Origin of the sequence: Streptomyces sp. NBC_00448 (assembly GCF_036014115.1) — a bacterium.
Taxonomy (GTDB): Bacteria; Actinomycetota; Actinomycetes; order Streptomycetales; family Streptomycetaceae; genus Actinacidiphila.
The window spans coordinates 5520001-5537143 of record NZ_CP107913.1; the positions used below are offsets into that span (position 1 = coordinate 5520001).

The window sequence follows — 17143 nt, forward strand, 5'->3', positions numbered from 1 at the left end:
GGGCTCAAGCGTACCGCCGAAGTCGTGTCATTGCAGCATGAGGGCCAACGCCCGCTGTGATGGGTAGGGGAGCGTCGTGTGCCGGGTGAAGCCGCCGCGTAAGCGAGTGGTGGATGGTTCACGAGTGAGAATGCAGGCATGAGTAGCGATACAAGAGTGGGAAACTCTTGCGCCGATTGACTAAGGGTTCCTGGGTCAAGCTGATCTGCCCAGGGTAAGTCGGGACCTAAGGCGAGGCCGACAGGCGTAGTCGATGGACAACCGGTTGATATTCCGGTACCCGCTTTGAAACGCCCAGTACTGAACCGAGCGATGCTAAGGCCGTGAAGCCGCCTCTGATCTCTTCGGAGTGAGGGGGAGTGGTGGAGCCGCTGAACCGGACTTGTAGTAGGTAAGCGATGGGGTGACGCAGGAAGGTAGTCCAGCCCGGGCGGTGGTTGTCCCGGGGTAAGGGTGTAGGGCGTGTGGTAGGTAAATCCGTCACACATTAAGTCTGAGACCTGATGCCGAGCCGATTGTGGTGAAGTGGATGATCCTATGCTGTCGAGAAAAGCCTCTAGCGAGTTTCATGGCGGCCCGTACCCTAAACCGACTCAGGTGGTCAGGTAGAGAATACCGAGGCGTTCGGGTGAACTATGGTTAAGGAACTCGGCAAAATGCCCCCGTAACTTCGGGAGAAGGGGGGCCACTTCCGGTGATGGAGTTTACCTCTTGAGCTGGGGGTGGCCGCAGAGACCAGCGAGAAGCGACTGTTTACTAAAAACACAGGTCCGTGCGAAGCCGTAAGGCGATGTATACGGACTGACGCCTGCCCGGTGCTGGAACGTTAAGGGGACCGGTTAGTCATACTTCGGTGTGGCGAAGCTGAGAACTTAAGCGCCAGTAAACGGCGGTGGTAACTATAACCATCCTAAGGTAGCGAAATTCCTTGTCGGGTAAGTTCCGACCTGCACGAATGGCGTAACGACTTCTCGACTGTCTCAACCATAGGCCCGGTGAAATTGCACTACGAGTAAAGATGCTCGTTTCGCGCAGCAGGACGGAAAGACCCCGGGACCTTTACTATAGCTTGATATTGGTGTTCGGTTCGGCTTGTGTAGGATAGGTGGGAGACTTTGATATCGCGGCGCCAGCCGTGGTGGAGTCGTCGTTGAAATACCACTCTGGTCGTGCTGGATGTCTAACCTCGGTCCGTGATCCGGATCAGGGACAGTGTCTGGTGGGTAGTTTAACTGGGGCGGTTGCCTCCTAAAGGGTAACGGAGGCGCCCAAAGGTTCCCTCAGCCTGGTTGGCAATCAGGTGTTGAGTGTAAGTGCACAAGGGAGCTTGACTGTGAGACTGACGGGTCGAGCAGGTACGAAAGTAGGGACTAGTGATCCGGCGGTGGCTTGTGGAAGCGCCGTCGCTCAACGGATAAAAGGTACCCCGGGGATAACAGGCTGATCTTCCCCAAGAGTCCATATCGACGGGATGGTTTGGCACCTCGATGTCGGCTCGTCGCATCCTGGGGCTGGAGTCGGTCCCAAGGGTTGGGCTGTTCGCCCATTAAAGCGGTACGCGAGCTGGGTTTAGAACGTCGTGAGACAGTTCGGTCCCTATCCGCTGCGCGCGTAGGAGTCTTGAGAAGGGCTGTCCCTAGTACGAGAGGACCGGGACGGACGAACCTCTGGTGTGCCAGTTGTCCTGCCAAGGGCATGGCTGGTTGGCTACGTTCGGGAGGGATAACCGCTGAAAGCATCTAAGCGGGAAGCCTGCTTCGAGATGAGGGCTCCCACCCACTTGATGGGGTAAGGCTCCCAGTAGACGACTGGGTTGATAGGCCGGATGTGGAAGCCTCGTGAGGGGTGGAGCTGACCGGTACTAATAGGCCGAGGGCTTGTCCATGTGTGCTCGCGTCCACTGTGTAGTTCTGAAACAACCAGCAACCACACACCCCTAGCTCCTTTGTGAGGGCTGGGTTGGTGTGTGGTGTGTGGGACAGTTTCATAGTGTTTCGGTGGTCATAGCGTTAGGGAAACGCCCGGTTACATTCCGAACCCGGAAGCTAAGCCTTTCAGCGCCGATGGTACTGCAGGGGGGACCCTGTGGGAGAGTAGGACACCGCCGAACAATTTTTCAGCTCGGGTCCCCCGATTTAATCGGGGGACCCGAGCTTTTTTGCGTTGTATGGTCCGATCCATGGGGTACGAGATACGGCCGGTGCTGCCGGCCGAGTGGCGGCAGAGCCGTGAGCTGCGGTTGGCGGCGCTTCAGGACGAGCTCGCCCCGGTGGCGTTCGCCCGGACCTACGCCGAAGAGGCGGCGATGACCGAGGACCGTTGGCGGCAGCGCGCGTCGGGGGCCGGCTCACAGCAGTTCGTGGCCGTGGCCACTGAAGGCGGCGACGGGGAGAGCGACGGCGGTGACCGTACCGCGGAGCGCTGGGTGGGGATGGCCGTGGTGGTCGTGGAACGTCCCGACTATCTCAGCGTCAACGCCGTCTACTTGGTGCCCGAGACCCGCGGACACGGCGTGGCCGACCGGCTGTTCGCGACCGCCCTGGAGTGGGCCTGGCAGCGGGCCGACCGGGTCCACCTGTGGGTGCACGAGAAGAACCCGAGGGCCGAGGCGTTCTATCGGAGGCTGGGTTTCGAGCGGACCGGCAGGACGATGCGGTCGCCGCTGGACCCGTCCTTCACGGAGTACGAGCTGGCACTCGACCGCCCGTGAGCCGGGTGAGCTGAGCACGCTTGGCGGGCTGAGCGGTGCGGCGGTCGGCGGACCCGCGGCCGTATTGACGCCGACGTCGGCTCCGGAGGCCGACTCCGAAGAGCGGCTCCGGACAACGTTGGGTTCGCGTTCGGTTTCCGCGTTCGGGGGTCGGGCAGCCGGTTCGTGTACGGGCACGGGCCGGCGCCGTTCTTCGGGCCGCCGCGGGCTTTGCGGGAGTGGGCGCGGGGCCATTGCCGCGTGGGAGACGGTGCGGGAGGGTGGCGGTGCGGCCGGTGCCACAGAGGACACCGGTGCCAGAGGTAACGCGTTCCGGACGCGTCAACGAAGGGAAGCCGCGCATGGCCACAGATGCGTCGTCTGAGAGTTCGTTAGAGGGTGAGGAGCGTCCGTCGCGGGCCGATACGGCCGACGCGGTCGCGCCCCCGGCTCGCGCGCACGGGCGCGGGCGTGTCCGCGGGCGGGCGCTGCGGCGGGCGTCGATCCTGACGGTCGCGTCCGTGGTGGGCGTCCTGCACCTGACCGGAGGCGCGCTCGCCGACCCGTCCGACGCGAACGGCGGGGCGCAGGCGGGCTCGTACGGGAGTGACAGCAGCGGGAAGGCCGGGCTGGGCGGGACCGGCGGCGGCACCCAGTCCGGGGCGATCGGCCTCGGCAGCGCCTTTGGGAACAGTTCCAACGGCGCTCCGGCATCGGCCGGGATGAGCGTCGGCGACGGGAAGACCGGGGCCGGCGCCTCGGCGTACGGCAGCGGAACGAACTCGGCCGGGGCGGGTGCGTCCAAGGCCGGGCCGGGCGGAGGGTTGTCGGTCGGCGACGCCTCGGCCACCGGCAGCGGGGCGGGGGCCAACTCCAACGCCTCGACCAGCAAGGGGACTTCGTCCGCTGAGGCGTCCGGCGGTTCGCAGAGCGCCAGTGCGACCAGCGGGTCCAGCCAGAACGGGGACGCGTCCTCCGCGAGCACCAAGGGTGGCGGTTTCTCGGGCGCCAACGCGGATTCCGGTCCGGCCGGTTCCTCCGCCGCGGCCTCCAGCCCCAGCGGCAACACCTCCGCGAGCGCCGCCTCCGGGCCGCTCGGGAGCGCAGGCAAGGCCGGGGTCGGTGTGTCCGGCTCGTCCGCGAGCACGTCGGCGGCCGGTACGTCCGCGGCCGGCACCGACGCCGGCGGCAGCCAGGCGCAGGCCTCCGCCACCAGCACCTCCGGGCCGACCTCCGCCACCTCCACCGGTGTCGGCAGCCCGCTCGGTGGTGTCTCCTCAGCGACCGCTTCGGCGCCCAACGGTGGTACGGCCACCGCGCAGGCGCCCGGCGCGGCGCCGGCCAGCATCTCGGGTCCGCCCGGGACGAGCGTCTCCGCGAGCGCCTACAGCGGGGCGATAGCCGGTACGCCCGGGGCCATGCTCGGGTCGCCCTGGGGGGCGACCACGACGACGAGTTCGGCTCCGGCTGACTCCGCACCCGCGTCGGCTCCGGCCGACTCGGCACCGGCTGACTCCGCACCGGCCTCGGCCCCGGCCGACTCCGCTCCTGCGGCGGCGGCCGCTCCGGCGGGGGACACGGCAGCCGCGTCCGCACCCGGTGACGACGGTTCGTCCGACGCTGCTTCGGCTGACGCCGGTGACGCGGGGGACGACGGTTCCTCCGCTGCCGCCGGGGATGCCGGTGACGCCGGTGACAACGGAGCTTCCGCCGACGGAGCTTCGTCCGACGGTTCCTCCGCCGATGGAGCTTCGGCCGGAGACTCCGGTGCCTCTGGCGCCTCGGCGTCCGGCGGTGACGGGGGTTCCTCCGATGGAGGCTCCTCCGACGGCGGTTATGGCGGCGGTGACGGCGGTTCCTCGGCGTCCGGCGGCAACAGCGGTTCCTCCGACGGCGGTTACGGCGGGGGCGACGGCGGTGGCGAAGGGGCCGGCGGATACGGCGGCGGTTCCGGCAGCGGCGGTGACGGTGGTGGTTCTGGCGGCGGCGACGGCGGTGGCGGCTCCGGCGGCGGGGACGGCGGCGGTTCCGGCGGCGGTGGTGACTAGGACGCGTCCGACGCGTCACCGGCCCTGGGGATCTCTCCGTACGGGCTGAACCGTGCGACCGGCCACGGCAGGATCGTGGCCGGTCGCACGGCTTTCGGCAGCGCTTTCGGCGCCGCTTGCGGGGCCGGGTCGTGCGGGTGGGGTCGGTCAGGCGGCGAACCAGTGGGCGAGGGACGTGCGCAGGGCGGTCAGGTCGTCAGGGGTCGGGGTGGGGGTGGCACAGGCCCAGGCGGTGTAGCCGTCGGGGCGGATGAGCAGGCCGGTGAGGTCGCCTGCCGGGTCGGCGCTTCGGGCGGTGACCAGGTCGACGGCTGTCAGGCCGGCTGGGAGGGCGGCGGACAGTGACCGGTCCTCGGTGAGGTCGAGGAGCAAGGGCCATGCGGTGCGGGCGAGTTCGGCGAGCCGGACCTTTCCCGTCCCGGTGATCAGTGTCAACTCCGGGGCGAAGTAGCCGACCGCGGGGTGGGGGTCGGCGAGGCCCATGTCGTAGCGGACGTCGGTGCCGGCGGTGAGGTCGGCGAGGTGCTGGACGACCTGCTTGCGGGTGAGCAGCTCGGTGAAGAGTTCGCGCAGGGCGGTGGTGTCGCTGCCCGGTGCGGTGAGTGCGGACTGGGCCTCGGCGTTGAGCACCATGCGCCGGGCGGCTTGGCGGCGCTCGGTGTCGTAGCTGTCGAGCAGGCCGGCGGGGGCGGTGCCGTGCAGCGCGGCGGCGAGCTTCCAGCCGAGGTTCGCGGCGTCCTGGAGGCCGAGGTTGAGGCCGGGGCCGCCGCCGGAGGTGTAGACGTGGGCGGCGTCGCCGACGAGGAAGATCCGGCGGTCGCGGAACCGGTCGGCGACGCGGGTGTTGCCGCCGTTCAGCCGCCGCAGCACGTGCGGGCCCGTGCCGTCCGGCGCGCCGAGCGGCAGGGCGACGCCGAGCACCCGCCGGATGCTCGCCTCCATCTCGGCCAGGGTCATCGGTTCGTCCGTCGCGGGCTGGTCCCACTCGGTGGTGCTGACCAGCGGCGGCTGCCCGGGGAACGGGGCGTAGGAGAAGCCGCCCTGGTCGGTGCGGTGGGGCAGGAAGGGCAGGACCGGCGGGTGGCCGGGGACGGTGAGGGCGCCGTTGGCCGGGTCGATCCACTCGGCGGGGAGAGTGGCGTGGGCGGTGCGGTTGGTGCGGCGGTCGTAGCTGACGCCGGGGAACCCGATCCCGGACAGCTTGCGGATCACGCTGTGCGCGCCGTCCGCGCCGACCACGTAGCGGGCGCGGAGCTGCTGGTCGCCGTCGGGGCCGGTGACGTCGAGGGTGACGGCCGCGTCGTCCTGGGCGACGGCGCCGACCCGGTGTCCGCGCCGCAGGTCGACGCCGAGCTCGCGGGCGCGCTCCTCCAGGACCTGGACGATGCGGTGCTGCGGGGCGGCCAGCCCGAAGACCGGGCTGGCGTCCAGCAGGCCGAGATCGAGGCCCATCGCGGCGAACATGAAGTACGCGGAGTTCGGCCGCGGGGGTTCCGGGCTGCCGCTGAGCGGTTCGTGCAGGCCGCGGTGGTCGGCCAGGCGTACCACCTGGCCGAGCAGGCCGTTGGCCTTGGGTTCGGTGCCGGGCTGCGGGAGTTGCTCCAGTACGGTCGGGCGGATGCCGGCCAGGGCCAGTTCGCAGGCGAGCATCAGCCCGTTCGGCCCGCCCCCGACGATGATCACATCGGCTGTCACGGTCATGTCTCCTTGGCGCGGACGGGAAAGGGGCGGCACCGCAGTGGAGCGGGCCGGTCGCCGCTTCCGGCTACGGGACCGGCAGGCCGGCGGCCAACTGCTCGAAGACCTCGGCGAGGACCGCGCTGAGCCGTACGGGTTCGGGCGCGCGCAGGCTGTGTTCGACGGCTGTCGCGCTGCCGGCCGCGACCACGGCGGCGACCAGCTTCGGGTAGACGTCCCGCTCGGGATCGGTGCCGGTGCGCCGGGCGACGGCCGTGGCCAACTCCCGCTGGGCCGCCGCGTTCGCCTTCACGATCTCGCCGGCCAGCGCGGGCTCGGCCAGCATCAGCCGTACGCCCTCACGCCACCGCTCGTTCTGCGGCGCGGAGTCGTCCGACGGCACGAACCGGCCCACCACGGCGTGGAACAGGGCGTCCCACAGCGGTTCACCGGCCGGGCGGGCGAGCAGGTCGTCGGCGACCCGCTGCATCCGTTCCAGGTGGCTGGCGGCGATCGCCTCCGCCTTGCCGGAGAAGTAGTTGCGGAACGTGCGGACCGAGACGTTCGCCTCCGCGGCGATCCGGTCGACCGTCACGTCGGCCCAGCCGTGGATGACGCACAGGCGGATCGCCGCCTGGCTCAAGGCGACCCGGGTCTCCCGCTTCTTGCGTTCGCGGAGGCCGGGTTCGGGGTGTGCGGTCGTCGGCGGCTCATCATCTGCGGGTGCCATGCGGGCAGCCTAGAATAATCTTGCCGTCACGGCAAGATTGCCAGTACGGCAATATTTGCGAAGCTGCGTCGCTCGCGCTGCCGAGCGGGACGGACAGGGCGCCCGGGGCGTCCCGTCAGGCGATCCGCGACAGATCGGCGACCTGGACGCCGCCGAGCAGCGGCTCCCCCTTGAGCCAGCGCTCGACCTCGTCGACCGCGTAGCCGCCGAGCCGCTGCACCTCGCTGCCCTGGCACCCCGCGATATGCGGGGTGACCAGCACGTTCCGCATGAGAAGAAGCGGGTGGTCGTCGGGGAGCGGCTCGGGCTCGGTGACGTCGAGGTACGCGTCGATCCGGCCCGTCCCGCACTCGCGTGTGAGCGCGTCCGTGTCGACGATCCGCCCCCGCGCGCTGTTGATGACGGACGCACCGTCCCGGAGCAGGGCGAGCCGCTGCGCGCTGAGCAGGTGGTGGGTCTCCGGCAGGTCGGGCGCGTGCACGGTGACGATGTCGCTCTGCCCGCAGAGGTCGTCGAGGTCGACGAGGGTGACCCCGAGCGCGTCGGCCTCGGCCGCGGTCACGTAGGGGTCGGCGAGCAGCACCCGGAAGCCCGCGGTGGCGGTGAGCAGGCGCGCGATGACGCCCCGGCCGATCCGGGACGCGCCGATCACACCGACGGTCGCGCCGTCGGCGCCCTGCCTGCGGCGGAAGGCGGGCTGGCACCCGGCGACGTACTCCGCGGCGGTGCCGAGCGCGCGGTGCGACGCGAGCCAGATCGTGGCCATGGTGTACTCGATCACCGGCGCCGCGTTGGCGTCGGCCGCCGAGGAGACCGCGATGCCGCGGGCCCAGACCTCGGGGGTGGCGTGGCCGCGTACGCTGCCGGCCGCGTGGATGGCGGCGGCCAGCCGCGGCATGCGGTCGAGCGTCGGGGCGTCGAGTACCGGGCAGCCCCAACCGGTCAGCAGCACCTGGGCGTTGGCGAGGGCGTCGGCCGCGTCGGGGTCGGCCGGATCGGTGACCAGGCCGGGGTGGACGTCGGCGAGCGAGTCGAGCCGGGCGCGCAGCGAGCCGGGCAGGACCAGGTCCAGGACGTCCGGCTTCATCGCCAGCACCAGCTTCGGCCGCTCCGCCATGTCTGCTCCTCGCGTGTGGTGGTCGTGCTCGTGGTTCCGCCGGTGCCTGTCGTCCCCGTCGTGCGCGCGGGCCGGTGTGGCGCCCCCGGTTGCGACGTGCCCGACGTACTGCCGACCGAACCGCCGCGTCGGTCAGGCCGCCCGGTCCGCCGGTCGGTGATGTCCGCCGACGGGCCACCCGCTCGCCCGCCGGTTCGTGTAATCGGTTACTTCACAACGATCAAAGCCTAGGTCGGTGCCACATGTGACGTCAACGCCCGTTGCTGCGCCTGGCGCGCCGAGCGACTCGATTCAGCCGTGCAGTGCGCGAAGTTCAGCCATTCGCGGCGGCTGTGCTCCGCTGCGACGCTGGCGTGCGAGGGGTTGACCTGTCGTAGTAACCGGTTTAGATTCCGTGTCACCTTGAGCGCCGCGGGGCTCGTGGCGCCCGCCGTAAACGGTTGCGGCGGGACCTGGTCCTGCTGGTGCTGATGGGGCCGGGGCCGGTCTGTTTCCTGGTCTTCCGACTCGGCGCGATGGCCGGAAACGTCATCGCGTTCAAGGACCACGTGCCCCTTTTCCGTGATCGTGGCCGACCGCCGGGCCGGCCGGCCACGGAGCGTCCCCGCCCGGTGGGGCACCAGTACGCTGGGCGGCGGCGCGGTGGTGCGCGGCGGCTGCGACGGGACTTCGGATGGCGGGGATGGCGGAGAGTTCACCAGGGCCGGGCGCCGGGTCGGGCGCCAGGGCGGGAACAGGTGCCGGCGCGGGGCAGGGCGCGACCGGGCGCGGCAGCGGCAGGCGGACCATCCGTGACGTCGCCGACCGCGCGGGCGTGTCCGTCGCCACCGTCTCCCGGGTGCTGGCCGGCAACTACCCGACGTCCGCCGCGGCCCGCGCGAAGGTGCTGCGGGCCGTGAAGGACCTCGACTACGTCATCGACGGCCGGGCCCGGGCGCTGGCCGGCACCGGGCCGAAGACCGTCGCGGTGATCGTTTCCTCGGTGGACAGCGCGTTCTACGCCCGCGTCGCGCAGGGCGTGGAGCAGGAGGCGGCGGCCCGGGGCCGGCTGTGCATGGTGTGCAGCCACAGCGGGGACGAGGCTCGTGAGCTGGCCCTGGTGCAGATGATGCGCGAGCAGCGCGCCGAGTTCGTGGTGCTGGTCGGCGGCGCCGTCGAGGACGACCGCTACCGGGCCCGGCTGACCGAGTACGCGCACGGCCTGGCCGCCGCCGACTCCCGGCTGGTGCTGTGCGGGCGGCCCGCGCCCGGCCCCGACATGCCGGTGCTGGTGGTCGAGTACGACAACGAGGCCGGCGCGTACGCGGCGGTCAGCCATCTGCTGGCGGCCGGGCACCGCGACATCCTCTACCTCGGCATCATCCCGGGCCACTCGACCGTCGAGCCGCGGATCGCCGGCTACCGCAGGGCGCTGGCCGACCACGGCCTCGGCCCGGCCGCCGAGCGGATCGACGGGATGGGCCTGGGCCGCGCGCACGGCTACGCGGAGATGCGGCGTATCCTCGCCGACTGCGGCGGCCGCCCGGAGTTCACCGCGGTCTTCGCCGGCGACGACCAACTCGCGGCGGGCGCGATGGCGGCGATGCGCGAGTACGGCCTGCGCACCCCGCAGGACGTCTCCGTCGTCGGCTACAACAACGACGACCTCGCCCAGGACCTCAACCCGCCGCTGACCACGGTCAACATTCCCGCGTACGAGCTGGGCCGGGAGTCGGTGCGGCTGGCGCTCGCCGAGAAGGCGGTCCGCGGCGAGGGCGGCGGCTCGGGCGCCCTCGCGCAGAGCCGGCACCTGCTCGGCACGCACACGGTGCTGCGCGCGTCGGTGGCTCCGCCCCGGCCGCGGGACTGAGCCCGCCACCGGGGAACCGGGTGCGGGCCCCGATCCGCGTGCGCGGTCGGCCGGCGCCGGCTCAGCGGATGCGGACCGCGTCCGGCACGGCCGGCGGCAGTGCGTCCGCGGTCGCGTCGCCGAGCGCCAGCCGCATGTCCGCCTGCTGCCACAGCGGTGACTGCCAGCGCGCGGTGCCCTGTTCGGGCGAGCGCAGCACCGCGAGGGTCGGCAGCCCGGCGGCGTGCCCCTCGGCGAGGAGCACGGGCAGGTCGGGGGTCGGGGCGAGCGCGCCCACGTCGTCGAGGACGAACGTCATTGGTGGGTCGAGCCGACCGGTGGGTGACCCTGCGGCCATGCGCCGGCCGTGCTCGACCACGCTGGAGACGAGTGCGGTCAGCAGGGGCATCGCACCCGGATGGGAACGCGGGTCCTCGATCCGTTCGCCCACCACATAGAGCGTTCCCCGTTCGGAGGTGAATGACTCCAGGTCGAGGCCACCGGACTTGGCGGGTGTGCACGCGTCGCGGATGTGCACCGAGTTGAGCGGTTCGAGGGTGTGCCGGATCAACGCCTGTGCCGCGTCCCGGCGTTCGGGGTGCGCGTGCAGCACCGACTCCAGCTCGCCGCTCCAGCCGGACGCGGCGTCGCGGTCGCTGCGCAGCACCCGCACCGCCTCCCCGGCGCTCGCCCCGCCCGCGGCCCACCGCTGCACCTGCCGGAAGGGCCGCCCGTCCACGGCGGCCGCGTGCAGCCAGCAGCGCAGCAGCGTCACCGCCGCGTCGTGCACGATCGCCTCGTCGGCGCGGGCGGTACGCAGCGGCGCGAGCAGCGCGGCGGCGCGTATCCGGGCGGTGTCCGGCCGCTCGCACCCGCCGTGCGGCGCCCACCGCAGCCGCCCGGGCACGTCCACCAGGTGCGCCGGGTCGAAGACGTGCACCGGCCCGAGCTTCGCCCGGTTCCCGGCCGTCTGGTAGTAGGTGTCGGGGTCCGCGGTGGTCACCACGACCGGCCCGGCCGCGGCCAGCACGGCGGGCTGCACCACGCGCTTGGCCTTGTCGCCGCGCGGCTCGGCGAACAGCGCGTAGGTGCGGGTGACCTCGCCGTCGGCGAGCGCGGCCAGCGGGGTGGCGGCCGTCACCGGCGGCGGGGGAGCGGCCGCCGGCGAGGCACCGGCGGGCACCAGGTCCTCGGCGTGCACCGGCGGGAACTGCGTGGTGGGCGCGTCCTCGGGCGCCGGGGCGCCGGGCGGCACCGCCCGCGGCACCGTACGGAACCAGGCGTCCAGGCTCTCCTCGCCGGAGCGGGCGTACGGCTGCGGGGCGGCGTGGTGGCGCGGCTCGGGGACGTCCGCGGGATCGGCGCCGTCCTCGCCCTCTTCGTCGTACGTGTACGCGTCGTCGGCCGCGGCGGGTCGCGGTACGCGTGCGGCCCTGGCGCGGCGGGGAGTCCGGGTGCGCGGAGGGCGCTTGCCGCGCAGCCGGGCCACCGCGTTGAGCACCCACATCGCGAAGGAGAACAGCGCCACGATCTCCCCGATGAACACCCACCAGAACAGCCCGGCGCCCGACAACTGCCCGCGGGGCACCTGCGGCCATGCGGCGGCCATGTCGTGCGGCTGGGTGACCAGGTACCGCATCGCGCGGGGGGTGCGGGTGAAGTGCACGCCCTGCGGCCAGCCGCCGTGCGCGAGCACCCCGGAGATCCCGGTCGCCGTCCACACCAGCAGGGTCACGCCGAGCAGGAGGCCGATGATCCCGACGATCAGGCCGTCGGGCAGGCCCCCCGAACTCTCCTTCGTGCGCGCCGCCATGACCTCACGCCACCGCGTCGTCTGCCATGTGCTTGGCGAGGGCGACCTGCGCCGCGTGCGCCTCGGCCCGGGCCTCGGCCTCCGCTTCCGCCTCGGCCTCGATCCCGGCCATGTGGTCCTGCGAGGACTCCGTCATCGCCCGGTCGGTGAAGACCAGGGGCCGCTCCGCCTCGGTGATCAGGTGCTTGACCACTTGCACGTTGCCGTTGACGTCCCAGACCGCGATGCCGGGGGTGAGGGTCGGGATGATCTCCACCGCCCAGCGCGGCAGGCCCAGGACGCGGCCGGTGGCTCTCGCCTCGTCGGCCTTCTGGGCGTAGATGGTGCGGGTGGAGGCCATCTTGAGGATCGCCGCCGCCTCCTTGGCGGCGGCGCCGTCGACCACGTCGGACAGGTGGTGCACCACCGCCACGAAGGACAGGCCGAGCCGCCGGCCGAACTTCAGCAGCCGCTGGAAGAGCTGCGCCACGAACGGCGAGTTGATGATGTGCCATGCCTCCTCGACCAGGAAGATCCGTTTCTTCCGGTCCGGCCTGATCCAGGTGTGCTCCAGCCACACACCCACGATCGCCATCAGGATCGGCATCGCGATCGAGTTACGGTCGATGTGCGAGAGGTCGAAGACGATCAGCGGCGAGTCCAGGTCGATGCCCGCGCTCGTCGGCCCGTCGAACATCCCGCGCAGGTCGCCGTCGACCAGCCGGTCCAGCACCAGCGCCACGTCCAGGCCCCACGCGCGTACGTCGTCCAGGTCGACGTTCATCGCCTCGGCGGACTCCGGCACCGGGTGCCGCAGCCGCTCCACGATGTCGGTGAGGATCGGCTGGCGGTCCGTCACCGACTCGGCGACGTAGGTGTGCGCGACCTTCAGCGCGAACCCGGACCGCTCGTCCAGGCCGCGCCCCAGCGCCACCTCGATGATGGTGCGCAGCAGCGCGAGCTGCCCGGTGACGGTGATCGCCGGGTCCAGCGGGTTGAGCTTGATCCCGCCGTCCAGCGCCGCCATCGGGTCCAGCCGGATCGGGGTCAGGCCCAGCGACTGGGCGATCAGGTTCCACTCGCCGACGCCGTCCTCGCCCTGCGCGTCGAGGACCACGACCTGCCGGTCCTTGAACCGCAACTGCCGCATCACATAGGTCTTCTCCAGCGCCGACTTGCCGTTGCCGGACTCGCCGAGCACCAGCCAGTGCGGGGCCGGCAGTTGCTGGCCGTAGAGCTGGAACGGGTCGTAGATGTACCCCTTCCCGGAGTACACCTCGCGTCCGATGATCACACCGGAGTCGCCGAGGCCGGGCGCTGCGGTCGGCAGGTACACCGCCTGCGCCTGGCCGGTGGACGTGCGGACGGGCAGCCGGGTGGTCTCCACCCGGCCGAACAGGAAGCTGGTGAACGCGTCCGTGATCGCAGCCAGAGGGTCCAGCATGGGCATCGGTGGCCTCCTCCTCCGGGCGGGCTAGCGGCGGATGCCGGTAGCGAACGGCAACGTGTTGACGAATGCCCGGTGGTGCTCACGATCGCACCATTCGAGCTTCAAATACGACTTACCGGCGGAAGCGCGGATGGTGCGCTTGTCGCGCGCCAGCGCTTCCGGGGAGCGCGCGGACACCGTGATGTAGCCGACCAGGTTCACCCCGGCCGCGCCACTGGCCAGGTCCTCGCCGCGCTGGTCGATCCGGCCGTGGTGGGCCACGTCCCGCGGGTCCACCACCCGGTTCATCTTCGCGGCCCGGCTCGCCTCGGCGTCGTCGTTGGTCTTCTCCGTCAGCATCCGCTCGATCGCCACGTCGGTGGGCTCCAGGTCCATGCAGACCGCGACGGTGCGGATCACGTCCGGGGTGTGCACCAGCAGCGGCGCGAGGAAGTTGACGCCCACCGGCGTCATCGGCCACTCCTTCACCCACGCCGTGGCGTGGTGCCAGGGCGCGCGCGTGCTCGACTCCCGGGTCTTCGCCTGGAGGAACGTCGGCTCGGTGGCGTCCAGTTCGGCCGGCCACGCGTTGCGGCGGGTCATCGCCTGGATGTGGTCGATCGGGTGGTCCGGGTCGTACATCGAGTGCACCAGCGACGACAGCCGGGCCTGGCCGAGCGGCTGCCGGACCCGGATGTCGGCCTCGGCGAGGCGGGCGCAGATGTCGTTGAGCTCGCGGGCCATCACCGCGGCCAGGCCGGCGTCCTTGTCCACCCGGGTGCCGCGGGCGATGGTCGCGCGGGCCATCGCGTTGCCCTCGGCGGCCAGTTCGCGGGTGAAGTGCATGCACGCCACCAGGTAGGCGCGGTGCTGCTCGGAGGAGGTCGACACCATCGACTGGAGCTGGTCGTAGGAGTCCTGCAGCCAGCGTGGCGCGTCCGGTTCGCCGCGCTGCGCCACGTCCTTGGCGTGCGCGTCCGGGTCGGCGGGCAGCGTGCGGGCGAGCATCTGGAGCCGCGTCACGAAGCCGTCGCCGTTGGCCACGTGCTTCAGCAGGGTGCCGAAGCGTTCCACCAGGGCTTCCTGGTCCTCGCTGTCGCGCAGGCCCACGCCCGGGCCCTCGATCTCGATCGCCGCGGTGACCGTACGGCGGTCCACGTGCAGCAGCACCGCGATCTCGTCCGGCCCGAACGGCGCGGCCAGCCAGGTGATCCGGCCGATCCCCGGCGGCGGCCCGATCTCGATCTCCCGCCCGTCCATCTGGGTGCCGGCCTCCTGCGCCGAGGAGCGGTACGCCGGCGCGACCCGCAGCATCCGCCGGTAGGCCCGGTTGATCTCGAACCAGCGGTAGAACGTACGCCGCCGGTAGGGCATGTACACCGCGGCCAGCGCCAGCACCGGCCAGCCGACCAGGCCGACGATGCGCAGCAGCAGTACCGGGATCAGCAGGCCGGACATCATGCCCAGCGCCGCCCCGACGATGATCAGCGAGATCTCGCCGGTCTCCCGGTTCTTGCCGACGATGGCGTTCGGCCGCGCCTTTCCGATCAGATACGTGCGGCGCGGCTGGGTGAACGGCTGGGTCGTCACCGGCGCTCACCTCCTTGGGAAGAGCCCTTGTTCGAACCCGACGCCGGGCCGGAGCCGGACCGGTACGGGGAGCCGCTGAGCGGGCCGCTGCCGCCGGAGCCGCCGCTTGAGCCGCTGCCGGAACCGCCCGAGCCGCCCGCACCGCCGCCGCGGGTGCTGTGCGCGGCCATGCCGCCGGCCACCGGGTTGGCGGGCTGGCCGCCGCCCTGGGCCTGCTCCTGCGGGCCGCCGCGGGCGCTGTGCGTGGTGATGCCCTGGCGGACCAGCGCGGCCGGCGAGGAGATCACCGCGGCCGCGGAACTCTGGCCGCTGGCCTTGCGGTTGTTGCGCAGGCTCACCACGTCGTCGCCGAAGCCGGGTACGAACCGGTAGATCATCGCGCTGGCGAAGATCGCCAGCAGGATGATCGCCAGGCCCGACACGACCGCGGAGAACGAGTTCGGGCCGTTCTTCGACCCCGACAGCGCGCCGGCCAGCCCCAGCACGATCACGACCACGGGTTTCACCAGGATCACCGCGATCATGATGCCCGCCCAGCGCCTGACGTGGTGCCACATGTTCTTGTCCACCAGGCCCGCGTACACCGCGGTGCCCAGCAGCGCGCCGACGTACAGCAGCGCGGCGCGGATCACCAGTTCCAGCCAGAGCACGCCCGCGGCCAGCACCGACACCAGGGAGACCACGATCAGCATGACCGGGCCGCCGCCGATGTCGTCGCCCTTCTTCAGGGCGCCGGAGAACGAGCCGAAGAACACGTCGGTGTTCGACTTGGTGCCCGACGAGATCACATCCGTGACCGCGTCGGTCGCCGAGACCACGGTGTAGAGCACCAGCGGGGTGAAGGCGGAGGCCAGCACCGTCAGCCACAGGAAGCCGACCGCCTCGGTGAGCGCCTCGGTCATCGGCACCCCGCGCACCGCGCGCTTGGCCACCGCCAGCAGCCACAGGATCAGGGTCAGGATCGTGGAGGCGGCGAACACCACGGCGTACTGCCGCAGGAACTCCGTGTTCGTGAAGTCCACCTCGGTCGTCTTCGTCACCGCGGTGGAGAGCTTGTCGATCGTCCAGGAGGCGGCTTCGGCGCAGCCCTTGCCGAGGGAGGTGAGGGGGTCGAGGCTGCTCGTGCCGCTGTCGCCCTTCGGCGCGACGGGGGTCGTGCCGCTGTTGCAGTAGTCCTTCGTGGGCCCCGACAGCAGACTGCAGGTGTCGTTGGACGCCGACGTCGTCGGCGTCGGCGTGGCCGACGGGTCCGCCATCGCGCGCGTCGCGAGGGTCCACAGCGCCGTCTGCAGCGTGACGACGACTGCCGACAGGGGGAGGAGCCTGGCGCGGCCGCTACCTCGCATAGGTGAACCCTCCGTACTGCTGTACGGCACCCGCGATCTGGTCCGCCGTGGCGATCTGCTGGTCGCCGCTGACCGGCGCGGGCCCGTCCTGCTGGCTGGAGGAGGCGATCTTCCAGTCCCCGCCGCCGCTGCCGCCCGACGTGCCGGAGGTGTCCCACACCAGCTTCTCGGTGATGGTGAACCAGGAGGCCGTGACCGGCTTGGTGGAGTCCTTGCCGGCCAGGCCGGCCAGCGCGGTGCACCAGACCTCGACGGTGACCGCGTCCGCGGTGCCGGCGGTGGTCTTCGTGCCGACCGGGATCGTCCGGGAGACGAGGGTCAGTCCCTGCGGCGCGGAGCCGTCGGGGTTGAGGCCGAGGGCCTTTATCGCGCCCGTGGAGTACGCCTGGTCGAGCGAGCCCTGCAGGGTCCCGGTGGCCGACGGGGCGTACACGGTCGCCACGATCCGGTGCCGGGCGGTCGTGTTGAACATGTCGACGCCGCCCAGCGCGACCGCGTAGTTGGCCGCCGCGGACTGGGCGCCCTGCTGGGTGTGGGCGAACCCGGCGGGGATGCCGCCGGACCTGCCGGTGACGGGGCTCTCGCCGGTGGGCGCGGTGGCGGAGGTGGAGCTCTTCGCGGAGGAGCCCGCGCCGCTGCTCCCGCCGGAGCCGGAGCCGGGGCCGGCGTTGTCGGTGGAGGACGAGGACCCGCCGCCGCGGGTGGCGAACGCCAGCGCCGCGACGAGCACGACGACGACGCCGACCACCGTGGCCAGCGCGCGCCGCGGCTGCGGGCGTCGCCCGGCCTGGCCGTGCGTGCCGTGGCCCTCGGGCATCCGGGTCCGGGTCGGGGGGCCGTCCTGGCCGAGGCTCATCGTGCGGTCGCCCCCCGGGATGCCGCGGGCACGGCGCGGCG

Annotated in this window: 11 protein-coding genes and 2 rRNA genes (1 of these 13 cut by a window edge); 5 read left to right on the plus strand and 8 right to left on the minus strand. The window is 71.7% G+C overall.

The annotated features are described in order from the left end of the window. The 4 genes from OG370_RS23550 to OG370_RS23565 all read left to right on the plus strand — a co-directional run. Positions 1-1885 (plus strand): 23S ribosomal RNA (locus tag OG370_RS23550); it begins 1240 nt to the left of the window's first position. Positions 1886-1993: 108 nt separating this feature from the next. Then, positions 1994-2110 (plus strand): 5S ribosomal RNA (gene rrf / locus OG370_RS23555). A gap of 69 nt (positions 2111-2179) precedes the next feature. Then, positions 2180-2710 carry a GNAT family N-acetyltransferase gene (locus tag OG370_RS23560; RefSeq protein ID WP_328467427.1) on the plus strand — a complete coding sequence of 177 codons (531 nt, stop codon included), beginning with the start codon at positions 2180-2182 and terminating at the stop codon, positions 2708-2710. A 500-nt stretch (positions 2711-3210) separates the two neighbouring features. Further along, positions 3211-4737, plus strand: coding sequence for a hypothetical protein (locus OG370_RS23565; protein ID WP_328467429.1), 1527 nt, complete (start codon positions 3211-3213; stop codon positions 4735-4737). A gap of 147 nt (positions 4738-4884) precedes the next feature. Here the strand turns inward: OG370_RS23565 and OG370_RS23570 are convergent, their stop codons facing one another. The 3 genes from OG370_RS23570 to OG370_RS23580 form a co-directional block, all read right to left on the minus strand. Then, the gene (locus tag OG370_RS23570) at positions 4885-6438 is read right to left on the minus strand and encodes an FAD-dependent monooxygenase (protein ID WP_328467431.1); all 1554 of its coding nucleotides are present in this window, start codon (positions 6436-6438) and stop codon (positions 4885-4887) included. A gap of 64 nt (positions 6439-6502) precedes the next feature. Beyond that, positions 6503-7144 (minus strand): acyl-CoA-like ligand-binding transcription factor, encoded by a 642-nt coding sequence (locus OG370_RS23575; protein WP_328467433.1) that lies wholly within the window; start codon positions 7142-7144, stop codon positions 6503-6505. Positions 7145-7259: 115 nt separating this feature from the next. Next, on the minus strand, positions 7260-8261 hold the full coding sequence (locus tag OG370_RS23580; RefSeq protein WP_328467435.1) for a hydroxyacid dehydrogenase: 1002 nt from the start codon (positions 8259-8261) through the stop codon (positions 7260-7262). A gap of 682 nt (positions 8262-8943) precedes the next feature. Here OG370_RS23580 and OG370_RS23585 point away from each other — a divergent pair. Continuing rightward, on the plus strand, positions 8944-10110 hold the full coding sequence (locus OG370_RS23585) for a LacI family DNA-binding transcriptional regulator (RefSeq protein WP_328467437.1): 1167 nt from the start codon (positions 8944-8946) through the stop codon (positions 10108-10110). Positions 10111-10171: 61 nt separating this feature from the next. Here the strand turns inward: OG370_RS23585 and OG370_RS23590 are convergent, their stop codons facing one another. Genes OG370_RS23590 through OG370_RS23610 form a run of 5 tightly spaced genes read right to left on the minus strand, consistent with a single transcriptional unit; the run spans position 10172 to position 17102 of the window. Beyond that, the gene (locus tag OG370_RS23590) at positions 10172-11902 is read right to left on the minus strand and encodes a type IV secretory system conjugative DNA transfer family protein (protein ID WP_328467439.1); all 1731 of its coding nucleotides are present in this window, start codon (positions 11900-11902) and stop codon (positions 10172-10174) included. Positions 11903-11906: 4 nt separating this feature from the next. Continuing rightward, positions 11907-13325, minus strand: coding sequence for an ATP-binding protein (locus tag OG370_RS23595; protein ID WP_328467444.1), 1419 nt, complete (start codon positions 13323-13325; stop codon positions 11907-11909). 30 nt (positions 13326-13355) lie between these two features. After that, the gene (locus tag OG370_RS23600; protein WP_328467446.1) at positions 13356-14900 is read right to left on the minus strand and encodes an SCO6880 family protein; all 1545 of its coding nucleotides are present in this window, start codon (positions 14898-14900) and stop codon (positions 13356-13358) included. Continuing rightward, the gene (locus OG370_RS23605) at positions 14897-16246 is read right to left on the minus strand and encodes a hypothetical protein (protein ID WP_328467448.1); all 1350 of its coding nucleotides are present in this window, start codon (positions 16244-16246) and stop codon (positions 14897-14899) included. The genes OG370_RS23600 and OG370_RS23605 overlap by 4 nt, the downstream gene beginning before the upstream one ends. Then, positions 16236-17102, minus strand: coding sequence for a hypothetical protein (locus OG370_RS23610; protein WP_328467450.1), 867 nt, complete (start codon positions 17100-17102; stop codon positions 16236-16238). The genes OG370_RS23605 and OG370_RS23610 overlap by 11 nt, the downstream gene beginning before the upstream one ends. Between the last annotated feature and the right edge of the window lie 41 nt (positions 17103-17143).

Bases quoted from the DNA above. Each gene is read 5' to 3' on its own strand.
- OG370_RS23560 (WP_328467427.1), top strand. From the start codon at position 2,180: ATGGGGTACGAGATACGGCCGGTGCTGCCGGCCGAGTGGCGGCAGAGC.
- OG370_RS23570 (WP_328467431.1), bottom strand. From the start codon at position 6,438: ATGACCGTGACAGCCGATGTGATCATCGTCGGGGGCGGGCCGAACGGG.
- OG370_RS23575 (WP_328467433.1), bottom strand. From the start codon at position 7,144: ATGGCACCCGCAGATGATGAGCCGCCGACGACCGCACACCCCGAACCC.
- OG370_RS23580 (WP_328467435.1), bottom strand. From the start codon at position 8,261: ATGGCGGAGCGGCCGAAGCTGGTGCTGGCGATGAAGCCGGACGTCCTG.
- OG370_RS23585 (WP_328467437.1), top strand. From the start codon at position 8,944: ATGGCGGAGAGTTCACCAGGGCCGGGCGCCGGGTCGGGCGCCAGGGCG.
- OG370_RS23590 (WP_328467439.1), bottom strand. From the start codon at position 11,902: ATGGCGGCGCGCACGAAGGAGAGTTCGGGGGGCCTGCCCGACGGCCTG.
- OG370_RS23595 (WP_328467444.1), bottom strand. From the start codon at position 13,325: ATGCTGGACCCTCTGGCTGCGATCACGGACGCGTTCACCAGCTTCCTG.
- OG370_RS23605 (WP_328467448.1), bottom strand. From the start codon at position 16,246: ATGCGAGGTAGCGGCCGCGCCAGGCTCCTCCCCCTGTCGGCAGTCGTC.
- OG370_RS23610 (WP_328467450.1), bottom strand. From the start codon at position 17,102: ATGAGCCTCGGCCAGGACGGCCCCCCGACCCGGACCCGGATGCCCGAG.